Annotated in this window: 22 protein-coding genes; 17 read left to right on the top strand and 5 right to left on the bottom strand. The window is 68.1% G+C overall.

All coding sequences use genetic code 11. The features are described 5' to 3' along the window. Window positions 1-96 precede the first annotated feature (96 nt). Genes ilvD through D5S08_RS09510 form a run of 3 tightly spaced genes read left to right on the top strand, consistent with a single transcriptional unit; the run spans window position 97 to window position 4,513 of the window. Complete coding sequence (ilvD, locus tag D5S08_RS09520; RefSeq protein WP_121117894.1) at window positions 97-1,956, top strand: dihydroxy-acid dehydratase; 1,860 nt, start codon at window positions 97-99, stop codon at window positions 1,954-1,956. Next, window positions 1,953-3,341 (top strand): NAD(P)H-hydrate dehydratase, encoded by a 1,389-nt coding sequence (locus D5S08_RS09515; RefSeq protein WP_338322968.1) that lies wholly within the window; start codon window positions 1,953-1,955, stop codon window positions 3,339-3,341. The genes ilvD and D5S08_RS09515 overlap by 4 nt, the downstream gene beginning before the upstream one ends. Continuing rightward, on the top strand, window positions 3,323-4,513 hold the full coding sequence (locus D5S08_RS09510; protein WP_175578917.1) for a class I SAM-dependent RNA methyltransferase: 1,191 nt from the start codon (window positions 3,323-3,325) through the stop codon (window positions 4,511-4,513). The genes D5S08_RS09515 and D5S08_RS09510 overlap by 19 nt, the downstream gene beginning before the upstream one ends. Before the next feature lie 4 nt (window positions 4,514-4,517). On the opposite strand, the gene zapE is transcribed toward D5S08_RS09510, so the two are convergent. Next, the gene (zapE, locus tag D5S08_RS09505) at window positions 4,518-5,648 is read right to left on the bottom strand and encodes a cell division protein ZapE (protein WP_121117888.1); all 1,131 of its coding nucleotides are present in this window, start codon (window positions 5,646-5,648) and stop codon (window positions 4,518-4,520) included. Window positions 5,649-5,664: 16 nt separating this feature from the next. After that, window positions 5,665-6,447, bottom strand: coding sequence for a succinate dehydrogenase iron-sulfur subunit (locus tag D5S08_RS09500; RefSeq protein ID WP_121117886.1), 783 nt, complete (start codon window positions 6,445-6,447; stop codon window positions 5,665-5,667). Window positions 6,448-6,599: 152 nt separating this feature from the next. Here D5S08_RS09500 and D5S08_RS09495 point away from each other — a divergent pair, with 152 nt between their 5' ends. Beyond that, window positions 6,600-7,238 (top strand): HAD family hydrolase, encoded by a 639-nt coding sequence (locus D5S08_RS09495; RefSeq protein ID WP_121117884.1) that lies wholly within the window; start codon window positions 6,600-6,602, stop codon window positions 7,236-7,238. Here the strand turns inward: D5S08_RS09495 and D5S08_RS16430 are convergent. Further along, on the bottom strand, window positions 7,228-8,346 hold the full coding sequence (locus tag D5S08_RS16430; protein ID WP_162301950.1) for a glycosyltransferase family 4 protein: 1,119 nt from the start codon (window positions 8,344-8,346) through the stop codon (window positions 7,228-7,230). The genes D5S08_RS09495 and D5S08_RS16430 overlap by 11 nt on opposite strands. After that, on the bottom strand, window positions 8,339-9,505 hold the full coding sequence (locus tag D5S08_RS09480) for a hypothetical protein (protein WP_121117880.1): 1,167 nt from the start codon (window positions 9,503-9,505) through the stop codon (window positions 8,339-8,341). The genes D5S08_RS16430 and D5S08_RS09480 overlap by 8 nt, the downstream gene beginning before the upstream one ends. 76 nt (window positions 9,506-9,581) lie before the next feature. Here D5S08_RS09480 and D5S08_RS09475 point away from each other — a divergent pair, with 76 nt between their 5' ends. Genes D5S08_RS09475 through D5S08_RS09455 form a run of 5 tightly spaced genes read left to right on the top strand, consistent with a single transcriptional unit; the run spans window position 9,582 to window position 14,590 of the window. Next, window positions 9,582-10,901 carry a lipopolysaccharide biosynthesis protein gene (locus D5S08_RS09475; RefSeq protein WP_121117878.1) on the top strand — a complete coding sequence of 440 codons (1,320 nt, stop codon included), beginning with the start codon at window positions 9,582-9,584 and terminating at the stop codon, window positions 10,899-10,901. Then, a complete protein-coding gene (locus tag D5S08_RS09470; protein WP_121117876.1) occupies window positions 10,898-11,644 on the top strand; it encodes a nucleotidyltransferase family protein in 747 nt (248 codons plus the stop codon). Before D5S08_RS09475 ends, D5S08_RS09470 begins: the two co-directional genes overlap by 4 nt. Then, window positions 11,641-14,058 carry an ATP-dependent helicase HrpB gene (hrpB, locus tag D5S08_RS09465; RefSeq protein ID WP_121117874.1) on the top strand — a complete coding sequence of 806 codons (2,418 nt, stop codon included), beginning with the start codon at window positions 11,641-11,643 and terminating at the stop codon, window positions 14,056-14,058. Before D5S08_RS09470 ends, hrpB begins: the two co-directional genes overlap by 4 nt. Window positions 14,059-14,090: 32 nt before the next feature. Further along, a complete protein-coding gene (locus tag D5S08_RS09460) occupies window positions 14,091-14,369 on the top strand; it encodes an ETC complex I subunit (RefSeq protein WP_121117872.1) in 279 nt (92 codons plus the stop codon). Further along, a complete protein-coding gene (locus D5S08_RS09455) occupies window positions 14,366-14,590 on the top strand; it encodes a hypothetical protein (RefSeq protein ID WP_121117870.1) in 225 nt (74 codons plus the stop codon). Before D5S08_RS09460 ends, D5S08_RS09455 begins: the two co-directional genes overlap by 4 nt. A 40-nt stretch (window positions 14,591-14,630) precedes the next feature. Here the strand turns inward: D5S08_RS09455 and D5S08_RS09450 are convergent, their stop codons facing one another. Continuing rightward, window positions 14,631-15,245 carry a superoxide dismutase gene (locus tag D5S08_RS09450; RefSeq protein WP_121118149.1) on the bottom strand — a complete coding sequence of 205 codons (615 nt, stop codon included), beginning with the start codon at window positions 15,243-15,245 and terminating at the stop codon, window positions 14,631-14,633. 283 nt (window positions 15,246-15,528) lie between these two features. Between D5S08_RS09450 and D5S08_RS09445 the strand changes: the two genes are divergently transcribed. From D5S08_RS09445 to D5S08_RS09410, 8 genes are all read left to right on the top strand, one after another. Beyond that, window positions 15,529-15,900, top strand: coding sequence for a VanZ family protein (locus D5S08_RS09445; RefSeq protein WP_121117868.1), 372 nt, complete (start codon window positions 15,529-15,531; stop codon window positions 15,898-15,900). Between the two features lie 36 nt (window positions 15,901-15,936). Beyond that, the gene (locus D5S08_RS09440) at window positions 15,937-17,454 is read left to right on the top strand and encodes a phospholipase D-like domain-containing protein (RefSeq protein ID WP_241557332.1); all 1,518 of its coding nucleotides are present in this window, start codon (window positions 15,937-15,939) and stop codon (window positions 17,452-17,454) included. Then, window positions 17,451-18,059 carry a GTP cyclohydrolase I FolE gene (gene folE, locus D5S08_RS09435; protein ID WP_121117866.1) on the top strand — a complete coding sequence of 203 codons (609 nt, stop codon included), beginning with the start codon at window positions 17,451-17,453 and terminating at the stop codon, window positions 18,057-18,059. Before D5S08_RS09440 ends, folE begins: the two co-directional genes overlap by 4 nt. A 31-nt stretch (window positions 18,060-18,090) precedes the next feature. Beyond that, window positions 18,091-19,383: a UDP-N-acetylglucosamine 1-carboxyvinyltransferase gene (locus tag D5S08_RS09430; RefSeq protein WP_121117864.1), complete on the top strand. Its 1,293-nt coding sequence runs from the start codon at window positions 18,091-18,093 to the stop codon at window positions 19,381-19,383. After that, a complete protein-coding gene (locus D5S08_RS09425) occupies window positions 19,371-20,237 on the top strand; it encodes an alpha/beta hydrolase (protein WP_241557331.1) in 867 nt (288 codons plus the stop codon). Before D5S08_RS09430 ends, D5S08_RS09425 begins: the two co-directional genes overlap by 13 nt. 49 nt (window positions 20,238-20,286) lie before the next feature. Next, window positions 20,287-21,591, top strand: coding sequence for a nicotinate phosphoribosyltransferase (gene pncB, locus D5S08_RS09420; RefSeq protein ID WP_121117862.1), 1,305 nt, complete (start codon window positions 20,287-20,289; stop codon window positions 21,589-21,591). A gap of 103 nt (window positions 21,592-21,694) precedes the next feature. After that, entirely contained in the window at window positions 21,695-22,456 is a 762-nt protein-coding gene (locus tag D5S08_RS09415; RefSeq protein WP_121117860.1) for a histidine phosphatase family protein, read from the top strand. Then, the gene (locus D5S08_RS09410; protein WP_121117857.1) at window positions 22,453-23,322 is read left to right on the top strand and encodes an NAD(P)H-hydrate dehydratase; all 870 of its coding nucleotides are present in this window, start codon (window positions 22,453-22,455) and stop codon (window positions 23,320-23,322) included. The genes D5S08_RS09415 and D5S08_RS09410 overlap by 4 nt, the downstream gene beginning before the upstream one ends. Window positions 23,323-23,346 lie beyond the last annotated feature (24 nt).

The raw sequence follows: 23,346 nt of genomic DNA, 5'->3' as shown, positions 1-23,346 counted from the left end.
GCCTTCGCCGCACCCAAGTTTTTGCCCGGTTCAAGGCGCGGCCGGAATGGTGTAGCAGCTGAACCGATCCCGCCACCTCGCATACCGGAATTGCCCATGCCCGCCTATCGTTCGCGCACCACCACTCACGGCCGCAACATGGCGGGCGCCCGCGGCCTGTGGCGGGCGACCGGCATGAAGGACGAGGATTTCGGCAAGCCGATCATCGCCGTCGTCAACAGCTTCACCCAGTTCGTGCCCGGCCATGTCCACCTGAAGGATCTGGGCCAGCTGGTCGCGCGGGAGATCGAGGCGGCAGGCGGCGTGGCCAAGGAGTTCAACACCATCGCGGTGGATGACGGGATCGCCATGGGGCATGACGGCATGCTCTACAGCCTGCCCAGCCGCGACCTGATCGCCGACAGCGTGGAGTACATGGTCAACGCCCATTGTGCCGATGCGATGGTGTGCATCTCCAATTGCGACAAGATCACGCCCGGCATGCTGAATGCCGCGCTGCGCATCAACATCCCCGCCGTGTTCGTCAGCGGCGGGCCGATGGAGGCCGGCAAGGTCGTGCTGAACGGCAAGGAAGTGGCGCTGGACCTGGTAGACGCCATGGTCGCCGCCGCCGACGACCGGATGAGCGATGCCGATGTGCTGGCCATCGAGCAGAATGCCTGCCCGACCTGCGGATCGTGCAGCGGCATGTTCACCGCCAATTCGATGAACTGCCTGACTGAGGCTCTGGGTCTCTCGCTGCCCGGCAACGGCTCCACCCTGGCGACCCATGCCGACCGCAAGCAGCTGTTCGAGCGGGCGGGGCGGCTGATCGTGACGCTGGCGCGGCGTTATTACGAGGAAGACGACGACAGCGTGCTGCCGCGCACCATCGCCAGCTTCCCCGCGTTCGAGAACGCCATCAGCCTGGACATCGCCATGGGCGGGTCCACCAACACCGTGCTGCACCTGCTGGCCGCCGCGCATGAGGCCGGCGTCGACTTCACCATGCGCGACATCGACCGGCTGAGCCGGCAGGTACCGTGCCTGTCCAAGGTGGCTCCGGCCAAGAACGACGTCCACATGGAGGATGTCCATCGCGCAGGCGGCATCATGGCGATCCTGGGCGAGCTGGAAAAGGCCGGCCTGCTCAACACCGCGCTGCCCACGGTGCACAGCCCGACCATGGCAGACGCTCTGGACGACTGGGATATCGGCCGCACGCGCAACAACCGGGTGCATGAATTCTACGCCGCGGCGCCCGGCGGCGTGCCCACGCAGGTCGCCTTCAGCCAGAGCCGCCGCTGGGCGAGCCTGGACCTCGATCGCAGCGAAGGCGTGATCCGCGATGCCGAGCACGCCTTCAGCCAGGATGGCGGCCTTGCCGTGCTATATGGCAACATGGCGCTGGACGGCTGCATCGTGAAGACGGCCGGCGTGGATGACAGCATCCTGACCTTCACCGGCCCGGCTCGTGTGTTCGAATCCCAGGATGCGGCGGTCACTGCCATCCTGACCGAGCAGATCGTGGCGGGTGACGTGCTGGTGATCCGCTATGAAGGGCCGCGCGGCGGGCCGGGCATGCAGGAAATGCTCTATCCCACCAGCTACCTGAAGTCGAAGGGGCTGGGCGCGGCCTGTGCACTGATCACCGACGGGCGCTTTTCCGGCGGGACCAGTGGGCTCAGCATCGGTCATGTCAGCCCCGAGGCGGCGGAGGGCGGCACCATCGCGCTGGTGGAGGAGGGTGACACGATCGCGATCGACATCCCGAACCGCACCATCAGCCTGGCTGTGAGCGACGAGGAGCTGGCCCACCGCCGCGCCGCGATGGAGAACAAGGGCGAGGCCGCATGGGCCCCGGCCGAGCCACGGCCGCGCAAGGTGTCGGTCGCGCTGCAGGCCTATGCGGCGATGACCACCAGCGCGGCGCGCGGCGCGGTGCGCGACATCTCCCAGCTGAAGCGGGGCCGCTGATTTCCCACGACCAGGTCCTGACTGCCGCGCAGATGCGTGCAGCGGAAGATGTGCTGATCACCCGTGGCACCTCGGTTGCCGCGCTGATGGAGCGTGCCGGCAACGGCGCGGCCGAGTGGGTCTGGCGCGTTGCCGCCGGCCGCGCGGTGACCGTGCTGTGCGGGCCGGGCAACAATGGCGGCGACGGCTATGTCATCGCCCGCGTGCTGGCGGAGCGCGGTGTGCCGGTGCAGGTGGTGGCGCCGTCGGCGCCCGCGACCAAAGCTGCGGGCTGGGCATCCGGGCAATGGGGCGGGATGCCGGTCGGCGAAGCTCCGGGAGCCGTCCTGGTGGACTGCCTGTTCGGCACCGGCCTGACGCGCGCACTTTCGCCGGAGCTTGCCGGTCTGCTGCAGCAACTGGCAGCGGCGCACCCGTTCCGCATCGCCATCGACCTGCCGAGCGGGATCGACAGCGACACCGGGACGGCGTTGAATGAGGGGCTGCCCGACTATCAGTTGACGCTGGCGCTCGGCGCCTGGAAGCGGGCGCACTGGCTGATGCCCGCCAGCGCCACGATGGGCGAGCGCCGGCTTGTTCCGATCGGAATCGATCCGGTGAACGGTGCGGGTCGGCTGACCGGCCGGCCAAAGCTGTCAGCGCCGACGGCGAAGGCTCACAAGTATAGTCGCGGACTGCTGGCGGTAGTCGGCGGAGCGATGCCGGGTGCGGCCCTGCTGGCGGCGCGTGCGGCCATGCGCGGTGGGGCCGGCTATGTGCGTCTGGTGACGGTGGATCGGCCGGATGGTGTGCCGGACGATCTTGTGGTGCAGACGGGCGGGGCGATCGATGCTATGGCTGACGACCGGGTCACTGCCGTGCTGGCCGGGCCGGGCCTGGGGCGTAGCGAGGACGCGCTCGCGCGACTGGATGCGGCGCTTGCCTCGGGTCATCCACTGGTGCTGGACGCCGATGCGCTGCACCTGCTGGCCCCTGCCCGCCTACGAGAACGGCGCGCCCCGCTGCTGCTGACGCCGCATGCCGGCGAGTTGGAGGCCCTGTGTCGTGCCTTCGGGGTGGCGCCAGCGGGCAAGGTGGCGCAGGCTCAGGCCCTTGCCAAGGCCGCCGGCGCGGTGGTTATCGCCAAGGGAGCCGACACGATTGTCGCCGGCCCGAATGGTGAGCTGGTGTTCACGCCGCCGGCGACCAGCTGGCTGTCCGTCGCGGGTACTGGCGACGTCCTGGCGGGTCTGGTCGCCAGCCGCCTGGCCACCGGTGCCGGCCCCGTCGCGGCGGCGGAGCAGGCACTCTGGCTGCACGGCGCGGCTGCGCGGCTGGCAGGCCCCGTGCTGCTGCCCGACACGCTGATCGCCGCCTTGCCGCAAGCATGGAAAGAAGCATTGTGACCGAAACGATCATCCGCGTGGCGGCCAAGGGCGACGGCGTCACCGACAGCGGCCGCCACCTGCCGCTGACCGCGCCCGGCGATATCGTGCAGCCCGACGGCACCGTGCAGCCCGGCCCGCATCGCGCCGTCCCGCCTTGCCGCCATTTCGGCCGCTGCGGCGGCTGCCAGCTGCAGCATCTGGACGAGGAGGCGCTGGCTGGTTTCGTGCAGGATCGCGTCACCTTGCCGGCGGAAACCCTGTCCCCCGCCGTGATTGCGCCGGCGCACCTCAGCCCGCCGCGGACCCGCCGCCGTGCCACGCTGCACGCCAGCGGTGGATCGGTCGGCTTCCGCGAAGGGGCCTCTCACCGCATCATCGACATGCGCGAATGTCACGTGCTGGCGCCGGAGCTGTTCGCCGCCGTGGCGCCGCTGCGCCGTATGCTGGGCAAGCGGGGCGGGAAACATGCTGCCGACATCACGCTGACGCTGACCGATCAGGGCCTGGACTGCACGATAAAGGGCCTGACGATCGAAGGGCTGGATCAGACAGAGACGCTGATCGGCTTTGCCGAGGAGCTGGGCCTCGCCCGGCTGGTGCTGGACCAGGGCTATGGGCCGGAAACCTTCCGGGAGCCGCAGCCGGTCACCGTCACGCTGGGCGGCACGCCGGTCCATTACCCGTCAGGCGGGTTCCTGCAGGCCACCCCGGATGGAGAGGCCGCGCTGGTCGCCGCAGCTCGGCATTGGCTGACCGGGGCAGGGCAGGTCGCCGATCTGTTCGCTGGCCTCGGCACCTTTGCGCTGGCGCTGGCGGCGGATGGCGCGCGCGTCACCGCGGTGGAGGCGGCGCGGGATGCGCACCTCGCCTGCCGCGCCGCCGCCAACAAATATGGCCTGCCGATCGAGGCGCTGCACCGTGACCTGTTCCGTAGCCCGTTGCGGACGGAGGAACTCGCCCGGTTCGATGCCGTCCTGCTCGATCCGCCCCGCGCCGGCGCGCGCGAGCAGGTGGTGCAACTGGCCGAAAGCGGCGTAGCGCGCATCGTCTATGTCAGCTGCAACCCGGCCAGCTGGGCCAAGGACGCGGCGCTGCTGGTGGCCAGCGGCTACCGCCTGCCAGAGCTGCGCCCGGTGGGGCAGTTTCGCTGGTCGACGCATGTGGAACTGGCCAGCCTGTTTGTAAGGTAGGCGCTCAGTCCTCGGTGCCGTGGCCCAGCGCCATGTAGCTGTCGCTCTGCATCTCTTCCAGCCGGCTAATCGTCCGCTCGAATTCGAAGCTACCGCCATCTGCCTTGGCCGGGTTCCGGTACAGCTCCGCCGGGGGCACGGCGGCTGCGGCGAACAGCTTCACGCGATGTTCGTAAAGCGCGTCGATCAGGGTGACGAACCGCGCCGCTTCGTTGCGGGTCTCCGGCCCCAGCTGCGGAATGCCGGCGATGAACACCGTGTGGAACTCGCGCGCGATCGCCAGGTAGTCCGCGGCGCCGCGCGGTTCCACGCACAGCCGCTTGAAGGAGAACACGCCCACGCCCTTCAGCGCCTTCGGAACATGCAGGCTGCGTCCGCCGCTGACCTCCAGCTCGCAGGAAGGGACATTCTCCGCATCTTCGGGCGGGTAGTCGGTCATGCGGAAGAAGGCCTGCCGCAGCTGTTCCGTGGTGGCATCACCCAGCGGCCACAGCCAGCGATCCAGACCACCGGCCCGGTCCAGCCGGTAATCGGTCGGGCCGTTCAGGGTCAGGACGTCCATCTCCCGTTCGATCAGGGCGATGAATGGCAGGAAATGCTCACGGTTCAGGCCGTCCTTGTACAGGTCGGCCGGCACGCGGTTGCTGGTGGTGACCACCGTGACGCCTTCATCCATGATCAGGGCGCGGAACAGCCGGCTCATGATCATGGCGTCGGCCGAATTGTTGACCACCATCTCGTCAAAGGCGAGCACGCGCAGACCCTGCGCGATGGCGGCCGCGACGGGCGGGATGGGATCGCCGCTTTCCGAACGGCGCGCGTCCCGCAGACGTTCGTGTACCTCCTGCATGAAGGCATGAAAGTGGACGCGGCGTTTCTCGGGAATGGGCAGGGTGTTGTGGAACAGGTCCATCAGCATGGACTTGCCCCGCCCGACGCCGCCCCACATGTACACGCCCCGTGATCGGCTGCGACGTCCGCCAAGCAGGCGGCGCAGCCATCCGCTCTCGCTCTCCCCTTGCGCCAGTTCGCGCTGCAACAGGTCGAGCCGCTCGGCCGCGGCGGCCTGCTCCGCATCCTCGCGCAGTTCGCCGCGCTGGACAAGCGCGCGATATTCCTGAATCATGCCGGACAAGGACGTTTGCGCAGCCTCAGGCTGCGCGTTCCACCAGCATCTTCTTGGTCTCGGCGATCGCCTTGGCCGGGTTCAGCCCCTTCGGGCAGACATTGGCGCAGTTCATGATCGTGTGGCAGCGATACAGGCGGAAGGGATCTTCCAGCTGGTCCAGCCGCTCGCCCGCCATTTCGTCGCGGCTGTCGGCCAGCCAGCGATAGGCCTGCAACAGGATCGCCGGGCCCAGGAACTTGTCGGAATTCCACCAATAGCTGGGGCAGGCCGTGGAGCAGCAGGCGCACAGGATGCACTCATACAGCCCATCCAGCTTCTCGCGCTGTTCCGGGGTCTGCAGGCGTTCCTTGCCGCTTGGCGTGGTGGTTGCCGTCTGCAGCCAAGGGCGGATGGAAGCATATTGCGCGTAGAAGTGGCTGAAATCCGGCACCAGATCCTTGATCACATCCATGTGCGGCAAGGGAGTGATGCGGATCTCGCCCTTCAGATCCTCGATCGCGGTGGTGCAGGCCAGGCCGTTCTTGCCGTTCATGTTCATCGAACACGAACCGCAGATGCCTTCGCGGCAGGACCGGCGGAAGGTCAGCGTGGGATCGATCTCGTTCTTGATCTTGTTCAGCGCGTCCAGCACCATGGGGCCGCACTGGTCGAGGTCGAGCTCGAACGTGTCGTAGCGCGGGTTCTGGCCGCTATCCGGGTCCCAGCGATAGATGCGGAACTTCTGCACCCGGCTGGCGCCTTGCGCGGCGTGGACCTTCCCCTTGGCGGTGATCTTGCTGTTCTTGGGAAGGGTGAAGGTTGCCATGGCGGTTCGCGCGCGTCCCTGATTGTATTTTCGAGAAAGCTGTTGCCGCCTATCTAGCCCCTTTGCCGGTCAGGGCAAGGAGGCAGTGGCGCTTTTGCGGACTTGCCCGGCACTCTTGCAGCGATGACCCACGCAGGGCACTGCACGGCTGCATGAAGCTGACCATCTACGATCTCGACGGCACGCTGCTGGCCCGGGCGACCTTTACGCCGTTCCTGCTGTTCGCCGCGACCCGGCTGGCACCGTGGCGGCTGGTGCTGGCACCTCTGTGGGTGGTGCTGCTGGTCGCGCACAAGGCCGGGCTGGTCGGCCGCACCGCATTGAAACATTCCGGCATGCGGCTGCTGGTGGGGCGGCCTTCGCCGGCGCGGCTGGACAAGGTTGCGGCCGCCTTCGCCGTCACCCGCATGGCGGACCTGCAGCCGGGCGCGCGCGCAGCGCTGGAGCGTGACCGACGGGAGGGACGCACCGTGGTAATCGCCACGGCTGCCTACGCCTTTTATGCCCGGCATATCGCCGACGCGCTGTCCGTGGAGCATCTCGTCGCCAGCGCGTGGCAGGAGCAAGGCCTAAACCAGCCAAATTGCTACGGGCCGCAGAAGCTGGCGCAGGTCGAGGCATGGTTGGCCCAGGAGGGCCATGGCACGGAGCCGCTGCGCTTCTACAGCGACAGCTTCGCTGATGCCCCGCTGCTGGACCGGGCGGAGGAGGCGTTCTTCGTCACGCGCAATCCGCGCAAGGCGGCGCGCGCGCGGGCGCGTGGCTGGCAGGCGGTGGATTTCAGCCGCTGAACGGCGGACCTGCCGCAGCGAGAATGCGCTCGACATGCCGGTCCCAGCGGAAGGTCGCACGGGCATGGGTTTCAGCCGCTCGTGCCAACGCTTTGCGGCGATCCGCCCCGGTCAGGAGCCGGCGGATGGCGTTCTCCAGCGCCGCCTGATCATGGCCATCCACCGCCAGCCCGGTGACGCCGTCCTCGATCAGCTCGATCGCGCCACCCTCCGCACCGACAACCACCGCGCAGCCTGCCGCCATGGCATCGGCGATGGCGATGCCGAACCCCTCGAAATCCCGTCCACCATCCGCTGCAACCTGGGGGTGCAGGAAGATGTCTGTCTCCGCATAGAGCCTCGCCGTCTCCTCCGCCGGCAGGAAGCCGGCGACCTCCACGCAGTCTGACAGCTTCAGCCGCAGGACCAGCTCCTGCACCTCCGCCAGCGCCGGGCCGCGCCCGCCGATCACGTACCGAAAGGCAAATCCCTCATCGCGCAAGCGGGCGAGCGCGGTCACGCAAGCGGTGATGTTCTTGCGCGGCTCCAGCCGGCACAGGGAGAAGATCTGCGGCGGTTCGTTGACTTGTGCCGGTGCCGGCCCCGGCGCATCTTCGCCCAGCCCGTTCCACGCCACGGTGACCGGCGGGCACTCCGGCCCCAACCGTTGCCGCAGCTTCCCGGCGCTGTACTCGCTGACCGCGCACACCACACGGGCTCGCTGCGCAATGCGGCGCATCAGTGCCAGGCGGGTTCTCCCACCATACATGAACTCACGCCCGTGGAAGGTGGTGGCATAGGGCAGGCCCAGTACCATCGGCAGCAGCGATGTGCGCCAGGTCGTTCCATGCACCAGTTGCGGCGCTCCTTCCGCACCTGCCTGCCGTCGCATGGCGGTGGCCAGTCGCCAGGGTAGCAGAGGGGATGGGCGCGCCCCCACATCGACCAGCAGCACCGGGCCGTGCGGTCCGTGCCGCGGCCCGTTGCTGGTCTGGGTGAACACGGTGACCTTCGCACCTGCCGCGGCATAGGCGTGGGCGACACCCTCGGCATAGGTCTGCATGCCGCCTTCCTCCGCCGCAAATCCCTTGGCCATGACCCAGATGCGCTGACCCGACAGATCAATCACGGGCATTCTCCTGTGCCAGGAAGCTTGTGATCGCTTCTGCGGATCGCACCGCGGACGGGCGATCGGTCACGCTGAACGTATCCGCCAGCAGGGCCTGCTGCGCCGGAAGGTAGTTTGCATGCGTCGCCATCGCCTGTTCGGAGGCGGCGATGATGTCGACCCCCGGTCCGGCCACCGGCCCCGCTTGCCAGTGCGCGTAATCGGCGTTGCCCTGCCAGTCGACGCCATGGGCATCCAGCGCCAGGCAGGGGCGTGGGTGGCGCAGATATTCGTAGATCTGGCTGCTGACGTCGCCGATATAGAGGTCGGCGCGGTTGGTGTAGCTCATGTCGCTGCTGGCCGCGCTTCCCAGGTCCATCAGAATGTTGGACGCGCCATGCCTGTCTGGCCAACGCATCCGACGGACCGCCGGCGGGCTGATCGTCACTGTCCAGCGCCGCTGGAACAGCATGACATGCGGGGCGAAGATCAGGTTGAAGCGGTCGCTGGCGGCAAAGGCGTCCAGCACCTGCTGCCCCATGTCGAACCAGCTCGACAGCCGGGGCGATGGGTGTGGCGCATACAGCGCGACGGGCCGCGTCGGATCAGGGAAGGGCAGCGCAATCGGCGGCGCATCGGCGAACAGGTCGAACTTGGGATAGCCTACGATCCTGATGCGCGCAGGATCGAGGCCGGCCTCCGCCTGCAGTCGCCGCGCGATCTTGGGACCGGACACCAGCACCAGATCGAACAGCGCGCTTTCCCGGCCGAATCCAATCGCCCGGTCGCCGGCGCCATGCCGCGTATGGATGATCCGCAGCCGATCCAGGCCGAGGCGCGTCTTCAGCAGCAGGCTGGTTTTCTCGGATACGACCAGCGCATCGAACTGGCGAAAGAATGCCAGATTGTCGCTATACAACAGGATCTTGCGGGCGGGCACCAGCCGTTCCAGCACGCCCGCCAGGCTGCGGGTCACGGGGCTGGACAGCGACAGCCGGACCAGCCGGCACGCTGCCAGCCGGTTGCCCGCCAGACGGCGGACATGCGTGGCCAGCGCCTCGCTTGCCACAGCCAGCGTGACCTCCGCGCCGCCGGCTTCCGCCAGCGCCAGTGCGATCGGCAGGCTGTGCGCCACCTGGTGCAGCTGGTCGTGATTGAACAGGAAACAGATGCGCGTCATCGCGAGCAGCCGCTAGCGCAAGGGTGCGGGCCGGGCCAACTTGTATCTTGCGCCAAGCTGGTCCAAGGCGCCTGCCATGCAGACCCCCGCTGCCCCGCCGCCGCGCAAGGGGCTGTCCAACATCCTTGGCAATCTGGGCTGGATCCTGGGCGGGAAGGGCTTTGGTGCCGTGTGCAGCCTCGCCTACCTTGCCGTGCTGTCGCAATCGCTGGGCGTGCGCGGCTTCGGGCACTTTGCGCTGATCTTCGGCACCGGCCAGGCGCTGGTGGCGATTGTCGGTTTCCAGACCTGGAAGACGCTGGTCCGCTTCGGGGCGGAGGCGGTCCATCGGCAGGACTGGGCGCGCTTCGGCCGGCTGGTCTGGCTGTGCGGCACGATCGACGCCGCCGGCGCAACGCTGGGGTGCGGCATCGCCTGGGTGATCTATCACGGCTTTGCCGATGTGCTGGAGCTCAATCCAGCCTTTGTCGAGATCGCCTTCCTGTTCAGTTGCGTGCTGCTGTGGGCGCGGCAGACGACGCCCAACGGCATCATTCGCGTGCTCGACCGGTTCGACCTCGCAACCTATGTGGAAGCACTGGTCCCGGTGGGGCGGCTGGTCGCCGCTCTGGCGATCATGGCGACAGCACCCTCCGTGCGCAATTATCTGATCGCCTGGGCCGCGATCGACCTGCTGAATGCGCTGATCTACTGGATCGCCTCCGTGCGCATTGCCCCGCATGCCTTGCGTCGGCGGCATTTCGGGCCGTTCTCGCTGACCCTGCGCGAACATCCGGGCGTGATCGGCTTTTTCGGCATCACCTATGTCGGATCGATCCTGGACGCCCTGTTCAAGCAGGGGCCGCTGCTGGCGGTCGGCCACTTCCTTGGCACCAGCGCGGCCGGGATCTACCGGCTGGCGGATCAGCTGGCGCAGGGATTCGGCAAGATCTCGCAGCTGCTCAGCCGCGCGGTCTATCCGGAATTCGCGCGGGCGCGGCTGGCCAATGGCACCGCTGGTTTCCGCAAGCTGGTGCTGCAGGTGACCGCCATGGCGGGCGCTGCCGGGCTGGTGGTGACGGTGCTGGCATTACTGGTGGGGGCGGACCTGCTGGCGCTGGTGGGCGGGGCGGAGTTCGCGCGCGGCGGCGTGGTGCTGATCCCGCTGATCGTGGGCGCGGCCTTCGACCTGGCCAGCGCCACATACGAGCCGATCCTGCATTCATTGGGCCACGCGCTGTATCCGCTGCTGGCCCGTGCGCTGGCTGGTCTGGCGCTGGTGGCGGCGGTGCTGCAGCTGGCAGGGATCGGCGCGGTGGGGATCGGCTGGGCGGTCGCGATCGGCTTTGCCGTCTCCTATCTTCTGCTCAGCCTGCTGGTGTTCGTGGCGCTGCGCCGGGCGAGTGAGGCGGCATGACCGTCACCGCGCTGGTCCTGGCCGGATCGCGCCCCGGCGGCGATCCCTTCGCCGAACAGATGGGCGTGGCGCACAAGGCGCTGATCGAGGTCGCCGGCGAGCCGATGCTGGCGCGCGTCGTCGAGGCGTTGCGGGTCGCGGGCTGCCCGCGCATCCTGGTCAGCTGCGCGCCCGGGCCGGTGGCTCAGCTTGCAACGCGGCTGGGTGCCGAGGTGATCGCGCCCGCAGCCGGCCCCAGCGGCAGCGTACTGGCGGGGCTGGAGCTGGCGGGCACGCCGCTGCTGATCACGACTTCCGATCACGCCTTGCTGCGCCCCGAATGGGTGCACCAGCTGGTCGATGGTGCGCCGCCGGTCAGCGACGTGGCGATCATGCTGGCGGAACGGCAGGCGGTCGAAGCCGCATTGCCGGGCAGCCGCCGCACCTATCTGCGCTTTGCCGATGGCCATTGGTCCGGCTGCAACCTGTTCCTGCTGCGTGGCCCCGCGGCACGTCGGGCGGTCACCGAATGGACGCGGGTCGAGGCGGATCGCAAGCGGCCATGGCGGATCGTCGCCCGGCTCGGCCCCGGCCTGCTGCTGCGCTATCTTTCCGGGCGGCTGACGCTGGCCGCCGCGCTGGAGCGGCTGGGCGGGCGGATCGGGTGCCGCATCGCTCTGGTGCCGGCAACGGACGGGCTGGCGGCGGTGGACGTGGACAAGCCTGCCGATCTTGCGGACGTGCAGCGCCTGCTGGGACAATGAGCGGCCTGCCGATTGACGCCGTGCTGCCGGATGTGCTGACGGCGCTGCGCAACCGTTCCTCCGCCGTGCTGATCGCGCCACCGGGCGCGGGCAAGACCACGGCGGTCGCTCCGGCGCTGCTCGACCAGCCATGGTGCAGCGGTCAGGTCATCCTGCTCAGCCTCCGCCGCGTGGCTGCACGCGCCGCGGCGGAGCGGATCGCGCACTCGCTGGGCGAGCCCGTTGGCGAGCGGGTGGGCTATCTCACCCGATTGGACAGCCGGCAGTCCGCCGCCACGCGCATCCTGGTGGTGACAGAGGCGATCTTCGTGAATCGCCTGCTGGCCGATCAGGAATTGGACGGCATCAGTGCCGTGCTGTTCGACGAGGCGCATGAGCGGCACCTCGACAGCGATCTCGGCCTGGCCCTCGCGCTGGAAAGCCAGGCGGTGCTGCGCCCGGACCTGCGCCTGCTGGTGATGAGCGCGACGATTGACGGCGCGCGCTTTGCCCGGCTGCTGGGGGCGGATGCGCCGGTGATCGAGAGTGAAGGGCGCGCCCATCCTTTGCGGATCGAGTGGCTGGGTGCCCGGGCGGAGCTGCGGATCGACGAGGCGATGACCGGCGCGATCCTGACCGCCTGGCGGGCGGAGGATGGCGACCTGCTGGCCTTCCTGCCTGGCGTGGGCGAGATCGAGCGGGTGCGCGAGCGACTGGAGCAACGCCTGCCGGGCGTGCCGGTGCTGCCGCTGCACGGTCAGCTGGAGCCGGGTGCGCAAAGCGCCGCGCTGCGCCGCGACCCGGACGGGCGCCGCCGCATCGTCCTCGCCACCGCCATCGCCGAAACATCGCTGACGCTGGATGGCGTCGCCGTGGTGGTCGACAGCGGTCTTGCCCGCCGGGCGGAGTTCGACAAGGCGGCGGGCGTCACTCACCTCGTCACCACCCGCGCCAGCCAGGCCGCCGCCGCCCAGCGTGCCGGGCGAGCAGCGCGGCAGGGGCCGGGTGTCGCCTATCGCCTGTGGGAACAGGCCGGCCATGCCGGGCGTGCGCCCTATGATCCGCCCGAGATGGTGGTGGCCGATCTGGCTCCCCTGACCCTGGCGCTGGCGCGCTGGGGAACGGGCGATCCTGCCAGCCTGCCCTGGCTGGACCCGCCGCCGGCCGCCTCGCTGCAGGCGGCGCAGGCACGGCTGCAGGCGATGGATGCGCTGGATCGGGCGGGGCAGCTGACGGATTTTGGCCGGCAGGTCGCCACCCTGCCCATGGCGCCGTGGCAGGCCGCAATGCTGCTGCATGGGGCGGAGTGGGGCCAGGCGGAGGAGGCCGCACGGCTGGCGTTGCTGCTGCAGGAGCGCGGACTGGGCGGCCGCGGGGAGGATCTGGCGCACCGCCTGTCCCGCTTCGCCACCGAACGCGGCGGCAAGGCGGAGGCCAGCCGCAAGCTGGCGGGCCGCTGGGCTGCGATGGCGCGCAGGCTTCAGCCGCGTCAGCAGGCGGGCAGCCCGCCGCCCGGCATCCTGCTGGCGCTGGCGCAGCCGGACAATCTGGCTCGGCGCCGCGATCCTTCGGGGGAGAACTGGCTGGCTGCCGGCGGGCGCGGCTTTGTGCTGGACCCCACGTCGCCGCTCGCCCGCAGCGAATGGCTGGCGATCGGTGATGCGACGGGTCTGGCGAAGGGAGCGCGCATCACCGCCGCGCTGCCGCTGGAAACGGCGGAGGTCGAGCAATGGCTGGCCGGGCGGATCGAGCGGCGGCAGGTGCTGCACTGGACGGGCGAGCGGGTGGAGGCACGCCTGCAGCGGCGCATCGGCGCGATCACGCTGGCCACGGGCTCGGACCCGCAGCCGGACCAGGATGCGATCCACGCTTTGCTGCTGGACAAGGCTGTGGATAAATTTGCGGATATGCTGCCGAAAACCCTGTTGGCGCGCGGTGGATACGCCGGGATAGATGCACTGCGGCCTGAGGCTTTGCGCGCCGGTGCTGCGTCGTGGCTCGGCCCTCTGCTACGCGGTCGCCGCGATCTGGACGTGGCGCCTGGCCGGGTGGCGGAGGCGCTGCTGAACAGCATGGCGTGGGATGATCGCCAGCGGCTGGACCGGGTGGCTCCGCGCGAATGGATCAGTCCCGTCGGCTCGCATCATCCGATCGTTTATGCCGGGGACGATGCGCCCAGCGTGGAGGTGCGGGTGCAGGCCTGCTTCGGGCTCGACCGGCATCCGATGATCGGCACCACGCCGCTGCTGCTGAAGCTGACCAGCCCGGCCGGGCGGCCCATCCAGGCGACGCGGGACCTGCCCGGTTTCTGGCGCGGCAGCTGGGCCGATGTGGTCAAGGACATGAAGGGCCGCTACCCCCGCCATCGCTGGCCGGGGGAACCCTGGGCCGAGAAGCCGAGTCTCAAGACCCGGAACGCATTCGAACGGTCTTGATCGGAATCGTTTTTCAGGGGAAAGGCAGGTCCATGCAGGCCCGTATCTACGAACGACCCAAAAGCGCGATGCAAAGCGGCAAGGCGCAGACCGACCAATGGTTGCTGGACTTCGTCCCGGCAGAGGCGAAGAAGCCGGATCCGCTGATGGGGTGGGCCGGCAGCGGGGACACGCAGCAGCAGGTCACGCTGAAGTTCGCGTCCTGCGAGGCGGCGCTGGCCTATGCCGAGAAGTACGGGATCGAGGCGAGTGTGCATCCCACGCCGCCCAAGCGCCTCAAGATTCAGGCCTACGCCGACAATTTCCGGTGACAGCCCTGCCGGCGCTGCGTGCGCTGGCCGGAACGGTGGCGATCATCGGCGCAGGGGTCGTGCTGGGCAAATGCTTCCAGTACATCGCCGTCGACTTCCTCGGTTCGCGCCTGGGCTTTGAGGCGGCGTCCACGGTCGGGCTGGCATGCCTCGCCGTCGTTCTGCTTGGCTTGAATTCACGATTTCCGAAAATCGGCCGGCTGTTGATGCGGCGACGGTGATCCCCGACACCGTCGGCGCCGGGGATCTCGCATCGGTCGATCAGGCGGTCGCTGCGGCGAAGTGCTCGCTGACCTTGGTCCAGTTCACGACCGGCCACCAGCCTTCCAGATAGTCCGCGCGGCGGTTCTGGTAGGTGAGGTAATAGGCGTGCTCCCACACGTCATTGCCCAGGATCGGCGCGCCCTTGGTGGCGGCGACGTCCATCAGCGGGTTGTCCTGGTTCGGCGTGGAGGTGATCGCCAGCTTGCCGTCGGCGCCCACGATCAGCCACACCCAGCCGGAGCCGAACTGCTTCGTGCCCGCTTCCTTGAACTTGGCCTTCATCTCGTCCAGCGAGCCGAAGGCTTCGTCGATGGCGGCCGACAGCTCGGCGCTGGGTGCGCCGCCATCGGGGCCCATGATCTCCCAGAAGAAGGAGTGGTTCCAGTGGCCACCGCCATTGTTGCGGACCACCGGCGCCAGCGTGCCCGCCACGGCGACCAGTTCTTCCAGCGACTTGCCCTGCAGCGCGGGATCGGCATCGACGGCGCCGTTCAGGGCCGTGACATAGGCCTGGTGGTGCTTGTCGTGGTGGAACGTCATCGTTTCCTTGTCGATGGCGGGCTCCAGCGCGTCATAGGCGTAAGGCAACGGGGGCAGGGTGAAGGTGCTCATGGAATTGGTCTCCTGCTGAGTATTGGCAATGGACGGAAAGGCAGCCGCAGCCATCGTGGCAGCGAACCGGCCAGCATGGTGCGGCGTGGAACGTGGATGGGCAAAGCTGCATCTCCCGCGATCGATACCGTCCATGCCGCCCTAATGCGGTTGGGTCACCGATGGAACGCCGCAAAGGCAGCGAGTTTCCATCAGTCATCCGCGCGCGCTGTCGAGCTCCCCGGGCCTGCTGCATTGCAACATGCCCTTTCGCCCGCAGCGTCGCTCCGCTACGCTGCGGCACATGACCCGTCTTTTCCGCCTGTTGTTCTGGGCTGCGGCCGTCTTTGCCGTCACAATGGCGCTGTGGCCGCTTGCAACCCCGGTGCCAACGGCCGGGCTGGGCGACAAGTGGCAGCACATGATCGCCTTCTTCACCCTCACCGTCCTGGCCGGGCTCGCTTATCCCCACAGTCGATTGCGGACGATCGCGCTGGCGATGATCCTGCTGGGCCTGGCGATCGAGGTGGCGCAATGGGCCCTGCCGATGCTCAATCGGGAGGGCAGCGGACTGGACTGGCTGGCCGATGGCGCGGCCACGCTGGTCGGACTTGTGGTCGTCGGGGCGATGCGTCAGTTTTTCGGCCACCGGGCTGCGGAACCGGGCACGCAATGAACCGCTTGGCTGCAACGCAGGCTAACAAGGATTAAGGTGGCAGAGCAGTTCAACGATGCGCCGGTCGAACCGGGCGTGTGGCGTTATGCCAAGGCCAGCCGCGTGCGGGTCGTGGTGGACGCCGCCGACTATTTCGACCTGATGCAGCGCGCCATGCTGAAGGCCCGGCGGCGGGTGTTGCTGATCGGCTGGGATTTCGACACGCGCATCCACCTGCTGCGCGGCCGGCGCTGGTACCAGAAGGGGATCAAGCGACAATACCCCAGCCGGCTGGGCAGCTTCTTCCTGTGGCTGGTGCGGCACAATCCGCAGCTGGAGCTCAAGATCCTGAAATGGGGCTTCGGCGCGCTGAAGCTGGGTTTCCGCGGCTCCATGCTGATCGATCTTGCCCGGTGGTTCCCGCATCGGCGGATCGACTTCAAATTCGACAACGCCCATCCCATCGGCTGCTCGCACCATCAGAAGATCGCCATTCTGGACGACACGGTGGCGGTGTGCGGCGGCATCGACATGACCGATCGCCGCTGGGACACGCCCGAGCATCGGGAGCGGGACAAGCGGCGGCGGCGGCCCTGGGGCAGCCTGCATGGTCCGTGGCACGACATCACCATGATCATGGAAGGGCCCATCGCCGGCACGCTGCAGGATCTGGCGCGCGACCGCTGGCGCCGGGCTGGCGGCGGCGATCTGGAACCGGTGGAAGGCTGTCCGGACAGCGCCTGGCCCGATCCGCTGGACCCGCATTTCACCGATGTGGAGATCGGCATCGCCCGCACCCGCGCGGCATACAAGGACGATGAAGGCGTCAGCGAGATCGAGGAGCTGATCCTTTCACAGATCGCCCGCGCCCGCCGCTATGTCTATGCGGAGAACCAGTACTTCGCCAGCCGCCGCATCGCGGAGGCGATCTGCGCGCGCATGGCGGAGGATGATCCGCCCGAAATCGTGCTGGTGATGCCGGCCACCGCCGACGGCTGGGTGGAGGCCAAGGCGATGGACCCGGCGCGCGACCTGCTGTTTCGCGCGGTGAAGGAAGCGGACCACAAGAACCGCTTCCACCTGTATGTGCCCTATGCAGGCGAGACGTCGATCTACGTCCATGCCAAGCTGACGATCATCGACGACCAGATCATCCGCATCGGTTCGGCCAACTGGAACAACCGGTCCATGGGTCTGGACAGCGAATGCGACGTGTTCATCGACTGCGCGCGGAAGGGCAACGAAGGATGCTCGGACGCGATCCGCGGCATCCGGCACGCCCTGCTGGCAGAGCATCTGGACCTGGTGCCGGAGGAGGTCGGCGGCATGCTGGAGGAGGCCGGCTCCATGGCGGACATGATCGAAGGGCTCGGCCCTGACCGGGTGCATACGCTGCGCGCCTACCAGCCGCAGGATCTGAGCGACATCGAGATCGATCTGGCGAGCCGTCAGACGCTCGATCCGGAGGAGCCGGCGGAGATGTTCACGATCACGCCGCGCAGACGTGGCCTTTTCCGCGCAGGCAGCCTATTGGCCCGATCCATGAAGAGACTCCGCGCACGCAGGCGGGCATGAGCAGCCTGCTGGGACCAGACGACGAGGCACCCCAGGGCAAGATCGCGGTGCCCGACGAAGTGCAGGACGCCGTGCGGACGCTGATCCGATGGGCCGGCGACAATCCGGAACGGGAGGGCCTGCGCGATACGCCAGCGCGCGTCGCCCGGGCCTGGAAGGAATACTGCCAGGGCTATGGCGAGGATCCGGCCGTGCACCTGTCCCGCGTGTTCCGCGAGGTCGGCGGATATGACGAGATCGTCCTGCTGAAGGACATTCCGTTCCAGAGCCATTGCGAACATCACATGGCGCCTATCATCGGCAAGGCGGCGATCGCCTATCTGCCGACGGACAAGGTGGTCGGCATTTCGAAGCTGGCGCGGGTGCTGCATGCCTATGCCCGCCGCCTGCAGGTGCAGGAACGGCTGACGGCGGAGGTCGCGCAGTGCATCTGGGACCACCTGCAGCCGCATGGCGTGGCGGTGGTGATCGAGGCGAGCCATGCCTGCATGACCGCGCGCGGTGTGCGTACGCCAGGCGTTGCCATGATCACCAGCAAGGTTATGGGCACTTTCAGGTCGGACCCCAAAAGCCGGCAGGAAGTGCTTGATCTGATGGGCTATTGAACATGCCCGCCATTATGAAAGAGGATTGCGAATGACGGCGCTGCTGGTGCGTGGCGGGAAGCCGCTGACGGGGCGGATCGAACCTTCGGCCAACAAGAATGCGGTGCTGCCGGTGTTGTGCGCGACGCTGCTGACCGATGCGCCGGTGACGCTGCGCAATGTGCCCGAGATCACCGACGTGACCCGGATCGTCGCCTTCTTCCAGGAACTGGGCAGCACGGTTGCCTGGGACAAGGATGCCAAGGTGCTGGAGATCGACCATTCGGCGATTCCGGCGAATGCCAAGGCCACCCTGCCGCAGGCGATGCGCGCCTCCATCATGATGATCCCCGGCCTGCTGCATCGTCTGGGCGAGACGCGGCTGGAGCATGAGGTGAAGGGCTGCACCCTGGGCGCGCGCGAGATAGACCCGCATGTCGCCGTGTTCCGCGCCTTCGGGGCGGAGGTCAGCCAGACTGGCGGGGAGATCATCTTCCGTTCCGGTGCCTCCGGTCAGCCGGCGCGCATGTGGCTGGAATATGCCAGTGTCACCACGACCGAGAACTTCATTCTCAGCGCGCTGACGGTCAGCGGATCGTCGCAGATCGTCAATGCCGCGTGCGAGCCGCATGTGCAGGAGATGTGCACCTTCCTGGAACTGTGCGGCGCGCGGATCAGCGGCAAGGGCACTTCCATGGTGACCGTGGAGCGGATCGGCGACCTGACCGGTGCCGACTACACCTTCACGGAGGATTTCCACGAGGTCGCGACCTTCCTGGCGCTGGCGGCGGTGACCGGCGGCGATATCGCGGTGCGCAACGCCCATCCGGAACACTTCATGCTGATCGACCGCACCTTCGCCAAGTTCGGCGCTGAGGTCCGGCACGAGGATGGCTGGTCCCGGCTGGAAGCGCCGCAGCAGCTGCGTGTGGAAGGCAACTTCACCAGCCACCTGATCACCAAGGTGGAGGCGGCGCCCTGGCCCTATATCCCGGCGGACCTGCTGCCGATCTTCATCGCGCTGGGCGCGCGGGCCGAAGGGCAGATGATGTTCTGGAACAAGGTCTATGAGGGCGGGCTGACCTGGCACACGGAACTCAGCCTGTTCGGGGCGCACACCTTGCTGTGCGATCCGCACCGGCTGATCACCTTCGGCGGCAGCAGGCTGGCGCCCGCCACCGTCACCAGCCCCTATATCATCCGCGTCGCGATCGCGCTGCTGATGGTGGCGAGCAGTGTGGAGGGCGAGTCGACCATCTTGGACGCAGATCCGATCCGCCGCGCGCATCCGGGCTTTGTCGACAATTTCGTGAACCTGGGCGCGGATGTGCAGTGGGTGAAGTGACGGGCCCGGTGCTGGGTGCCGATACGGCCTGGCCCGTCTGGCGGGGGGCGTCGGTGTTCGGCGCCTTCACCCTGCAGGATGATGCCGCAGCGCCGGAACAGGCTGTGGTGCAGGCCGTGGTGGAGCCGGTGTTGCTGGGATTTGCGCCCACGCAGCCGAACGGCCGGGCCATGCTGGTGCTGGGCGGCGGTGGCTATACCGCGCTGATGGCCGGGCGTGAGGGGGTGCAGGTCGCCCGCTGGCTGACCGGTCTGGGCTATCACGCCTATGTCCTGATCCACCGGTTTCCGAACTCGGAGCATGGACCTGCCGCCCCGCTGGACGATGCGCGGCAGGCCATGCGGCTGATCCGCGCGGGTGGACGGGCGGAGCAGGGGCTGGGAGTCGTCGGCCTGTCCTCCGGCGGGCACCTCGCCGCCTGCCTGGCGGCCGAGTACCCGCCAGAATGGAGCGAACGATCCGGTAGCCATCCGGAGATCGGGACGAGGCCCGACCTGCTGGTGATCGGCTATGCGCCCATCTCCACCAACGCGGTGGGCCGCACGATCATCGCCGACAAGCCGCCGCTGCCGCCGGCGGAAAAGCAGGCGATGTATGACCGGCTGCAGCCTGATGCGCAGTTGCGGGACGACCCGCCCCCTTGCTTCATCACCTATGCCGGCAACGATCCGGTGGTGCCGGTCGAGAATGCCCGGCGGCTGCATGCCGCGTGGGAGCGGAAGGGCGCCAGCGCCGAACTGCATGTGTTCGCCGATGCACCGCACGGCTTCGCGCTCGACACGCATGGGCTGCCGGTGGCGGTCTGGCCCGTGCTGTGCGAAGCGTGGCTGCGGCAGGTCGGGTTTCTGGACTAAGCGCCCGGGGCCGCCGCCCCGCTGACTTCCTGGCCGAGAGGGATTGCCCGTGCCTGTCACCGATGTTGCCACCCGCGTCTATGACCATGGCTGGCGGCTCGACCCGATCGTGCGGAGCCTGCTCGATACGGATTTCTACAAGCTGCTGATGCTGCAGCTGATCCGCCATGTGCACCCGGACGTGCAGGCGACCTTTTCGCTGATCAACCGCAGTACCTCCGTCCGGCTGGCGGAGATCATCGACGAGACGGAGTTGCGCGAGCAGCTCGACCATGCGCGGACAGTCCGCTTCTCCAAGAAGGAGCTGATCTGGCTGGCCGGCAACAACTTTTACGGCAAGCGACGCATGTTCGCGCCCGAGTTCATCGACTGGCTCGCTGACTTCCAGTTGCCGGAATACCACCTGCGCAAGGTCGACGGGCAGTTCGAACTGACCTTCCACGGTCCGTGGACGCACACCACGATGTGGGAAATTCCGGCGCTGGCGATCATCAGCGAGCTGCGTTCCCGTGCCGCGTTGCGGGGCAGGGGGCGCTTCGAGCTGGACGTGCTCTATGCCCGTGCCAAGGCCAAGCTGTGGCACAAGGTCGAGCGGCTCCGCCATTTGCCCGACCTCGTCATCTCCGATTTCGGAACCCGCCGCCGTCACAGCTTCCTGTGGCAACGCTGGTGCGTCGAGGCGTTGCGGGAAGGGCTGGACACCCGCTTCATCGGCAGTTCCAACGTGTTGCTGGCGATGGACAACGACCTGGAGGCGATCGGTACCAACGCGCACGAGCTGCCGATGGTCTTCGCGGCGCTCGCCGATGACGATGCAGGCGTGGCGGCAGCGCCCTATCGGGTGCTGGAGGAGTGGAAGGCGCATTATGACGGCAACCTGCTGATCGCGCTTCCCGACGCGTTCGGCACCGCCGCCTTTCTCCGCGATGCGCCGGACTGGCTCGCCGACTGGACCGGTTTCCGTCCCGATTCCATGCCGCCGATCCAGGGCGGGGAGCAGATCATCGACTGGTGGAAGATGCACGGCCGTGATCCTGCCACCAAGCTGCTGATCTTTTCCGATGGAATGGATGTGGACAGTATCGAGGCGACCTACCGCCATTTCCAAGGCCGGGTGCGGATGAGCTTCGGCTGGGGTACCAATCTCACGAACGACTTTCGCGACTGCGATCCTGCGGGAAGCCTCGATCTTGAACCGATCTCGCTGGTGGCCAAGGTGACCTGCGCCAACGGACGCCCGGCGGTGAAGCTGTCCGACAATCCCCTGAAGGCCACCGGCGCTCCTGACGAGATCGAGCGTTACCTGCGGATATTCGGGCGGGCAGGACACAGGCAACAGATCCCGATCGTGTGATTTCCGCCAGCTGATCGCAGTCGACGGCAACCATGGCCGGCCTTTATCGTTCAACAGCGATGACCGGACGCTCGATAATCGCCCGCTGCCGGCGGAATGCCTCATGACCAGATCGTGGCCCTCCCGCCTGTGGATCATCCGGCATGGCGAAAGCGCCGGGAATGTCGCACGTGCCGCGGCCTATGCCGGGGGCGCCGAGCGGATCGAGCTTACCCTGCGTGACATGGACGTGCCGCTTTCGGCCAACGGTCGCGACCAGGCCGCCGCCCTCGGTCGCCAGTTCGCGGGCCGTCCGGCCGGCGAACGCCCGGAGGTGCTGTTCACGTCCCCCTATCTGCGCGCACTCGACACGGCGCGGCTGTTCCGGGAGGCGGGCGGCTTCGACCCGGATGAAGCGATCTGTATCGACGAGCGGCTTCGCGAGAAGGAGTTCGGCACCCTCGACGGGCTGACCACCGTGGGCATCGCACGGCACGAACCACAACAGGCGGAGCTTCGCCGCAGCCTGGGCAAGTTCTACCACCGGCCGCCCGGGGGGGAGAGCTGGTGCGACGTGATCCTTCGGCTGCGCTCCTTCATGGACACGGTCGGGCTGCACCATGCCGGGCGCCCGGTGATGATCTTCGCGCATCAGGTGGTCGTGCTCTGCCTGCGCTACATCCTCGAAGGCATGGATGAAGAGGCGATCCTCGCCATCGATCGGGCGGGCAATATCGGCAATTGCGCGATCACCGAATACCGCTTCGATCCCGCCGGGGGACCGGATGGCCGCATGGCGCTGACCTGCTTCAACGTTATCCCCGCGCTCGCCGGAGAGGAAGGGCTGCCCACGGCCGAACCACGCCGCCGGTTGCCCCCGGCATGATCGAGATCGACGCCGCCTGGCGGGCGGCCAATCCGCTCCCGCCGGTTCAGGACGACAGCACCAAGAAGAGCCGCGGCCGTGTGCTGGTGATCGGTGGTGCGCAACGCCTGCCCGGGGCCATCCGCCTAACCGGCGAAGCGGCGCTGCGGGTGGGTGCCGGGCGCGTGCGGATCGCCACGCTGCAGTCGCATGTGGCGCTGCTGGGCATGGCCTTCCCGGAAGCGGGCATCATCGGCCTGCCGGAGCAGGACGGGGAGCTGACACCGGGGCCATCGGACCTGCTGGTGCAGCAGGCGGCCGTGCATAACGCTGTTGTGCTGGGTTCCGGCATGGCGGACAAGGACGCGGCGGCACGGCTGATCGAAACACTCGGCCGGTCGCCTGCGCCCGGAACCGCCCTCGTGCTCGATGCAGCGGGCGTAGCCTGCGCCAGGACGCTCTGCGATCAGCTGAACGGCTATACCGGGCGGCTGGTGCTGACGCCGCACGCTGGCGAAATGGCGGCGCTGTCCGGCCGGAGCGAGGAGGAGGTCGTTGCGGACGGCACCCCGATCGCGATCGAGGTAGCGGCGCGGTTCGGCGCCGTGGTGGCGCTGAAGGGACCGGACACGGTGATCGCGACGCCCGATGGCACATTGATGCATTACCGCAGCGACTGCTCCGGCCTGGCGACTGCGGGTTCCGGCGATGTGCTGGCGGGTATGATCGGCGGGTTGCTGGCGCGCGGGGCCGACCCCCTGTTGGCCACGGCCTGGGGCGTGTGGCTGCATGGCGAGGCTGGGCATGCCTGCGCCGCAAAGATCGCACCGGTGGGCTTCCTCGCGCGCGAGCTTCTGCTCGAGGTACCAGGCCTGCTGCCCCGGTAATGGATCGAGGTCCGCAGCCCCAGG

Source organism: Croceibacterium ferulae (assembly GCF_003660445.1).
Taxonomy (GTDB): Bacteria; Pseudomonadota; Alphaproteobacteria; order Sphingomonadales; family Sphingomonadaceae; genus Croceibacterium; species Croceibacterium ferulae.
This window is presented reverse-complemented; position numbering and strand designations above follow the sequence as displayed.

Coding starts and splice junctions, on each gene's coding strand:
- ilvD (WP_121117894.1), top strand. CDS start 97: ATGCCCGCCTATCGTTCGCGCACCACCACTCACGGCCGCAACATGGCG.
- D5S08_RS09510 (WP_175578917.1), top strand. CDS start 3,323: ATGGAAAGAAGCATTGTGACCGAAACGATCATCCGCGTGGCGGCCAAG.
- D5S08_RS09500 (WP_121117886.1), bottom strand. CDS start 6,447: ATGGCAACCTTCACCCTTCCCAAGAACAGCAAGATCACCGCCAAGGGG.
- D5S08_RS09495 (WP_121117884.1), top strand. CDS start 6,600: ATGAAGCTGACCATCTACGATCTCGACGGCACGCTGCTGGCCCGGGCG.
- D5S08_RS09480 (WP_121117880.1), bottom strand. CDS start 9,505: ATGACGCGCATCTGTTTCCTGTTCAATCACGACCAGCTGCACCAGGTG.
- D5S08_RS09475 (WP_121117878.1), top strand. CDS start 9,582: ATGCAGACCCCCGCTGCCCCGCCGCCGCGCAAGGGGCTGTCCAACATC.
- D5S08_RS09470 (WP_121117876.1), top strand. CDS start 10,898: ATGACCGTCACCGCGCTGGTCCTGGCCGGATCGCGCCCCGGCGGCGAT.
- hrpB (WP_121117874.1), top strand. CDS start 11,641: ATGAGCGGCCTGCCGATTGACGCCGTGCTGCCGGATGTGCTGACGGCG.
- D5S08_RS09460 (WP_121117872.1), top strand. CDS start 14,091: ATGCAGGCCCGTATCTACGAACGACCCAAAAGCGCGATGCAAAGCGGC.
- D5S08_RS09450 (WP_121118149.1), bottom strand. CDS start 15,245: ATGAGCACCTTCACCCTGCCCCCGTTGCCTTACGCCTATGACGCGCTG.
- D5S08_RS09445 (WP_121117868.1), top strand. CDS start 15,529: ATGACCCGTCTTTTCCGCCTGTTGTTCTGGGCTGCGGCCGTCTTTGCC.
- folE (WP_121117866.1), top strand. CDS start 17,451: ATGAGCAGCCTGCTGGGACCAGACGACGAGGCACCCCAGGGCAAGATC.
- D5S08_RS09430 (WP_121117864.1), top strand. CDS start 18,091: ATGACGGCGCTGCTGGTGCGTGGCGGGAAGCCGCTGACGGGGCGGATC.
- D5S08_RS09415 (WP_121117860.1), top strand. CDS start 21,695: ATGACCAGATCGTGGCCCTCCCGCCTGTGGATCATCCGGCATGGCGAA.
- D5S08_RS09410 (WP_121117857.1), top strand. CDS start 22,453: ATGATCGAGATCGACGCCGCCTGGCGGGCGGCCAATCCGCTCCCGCCG.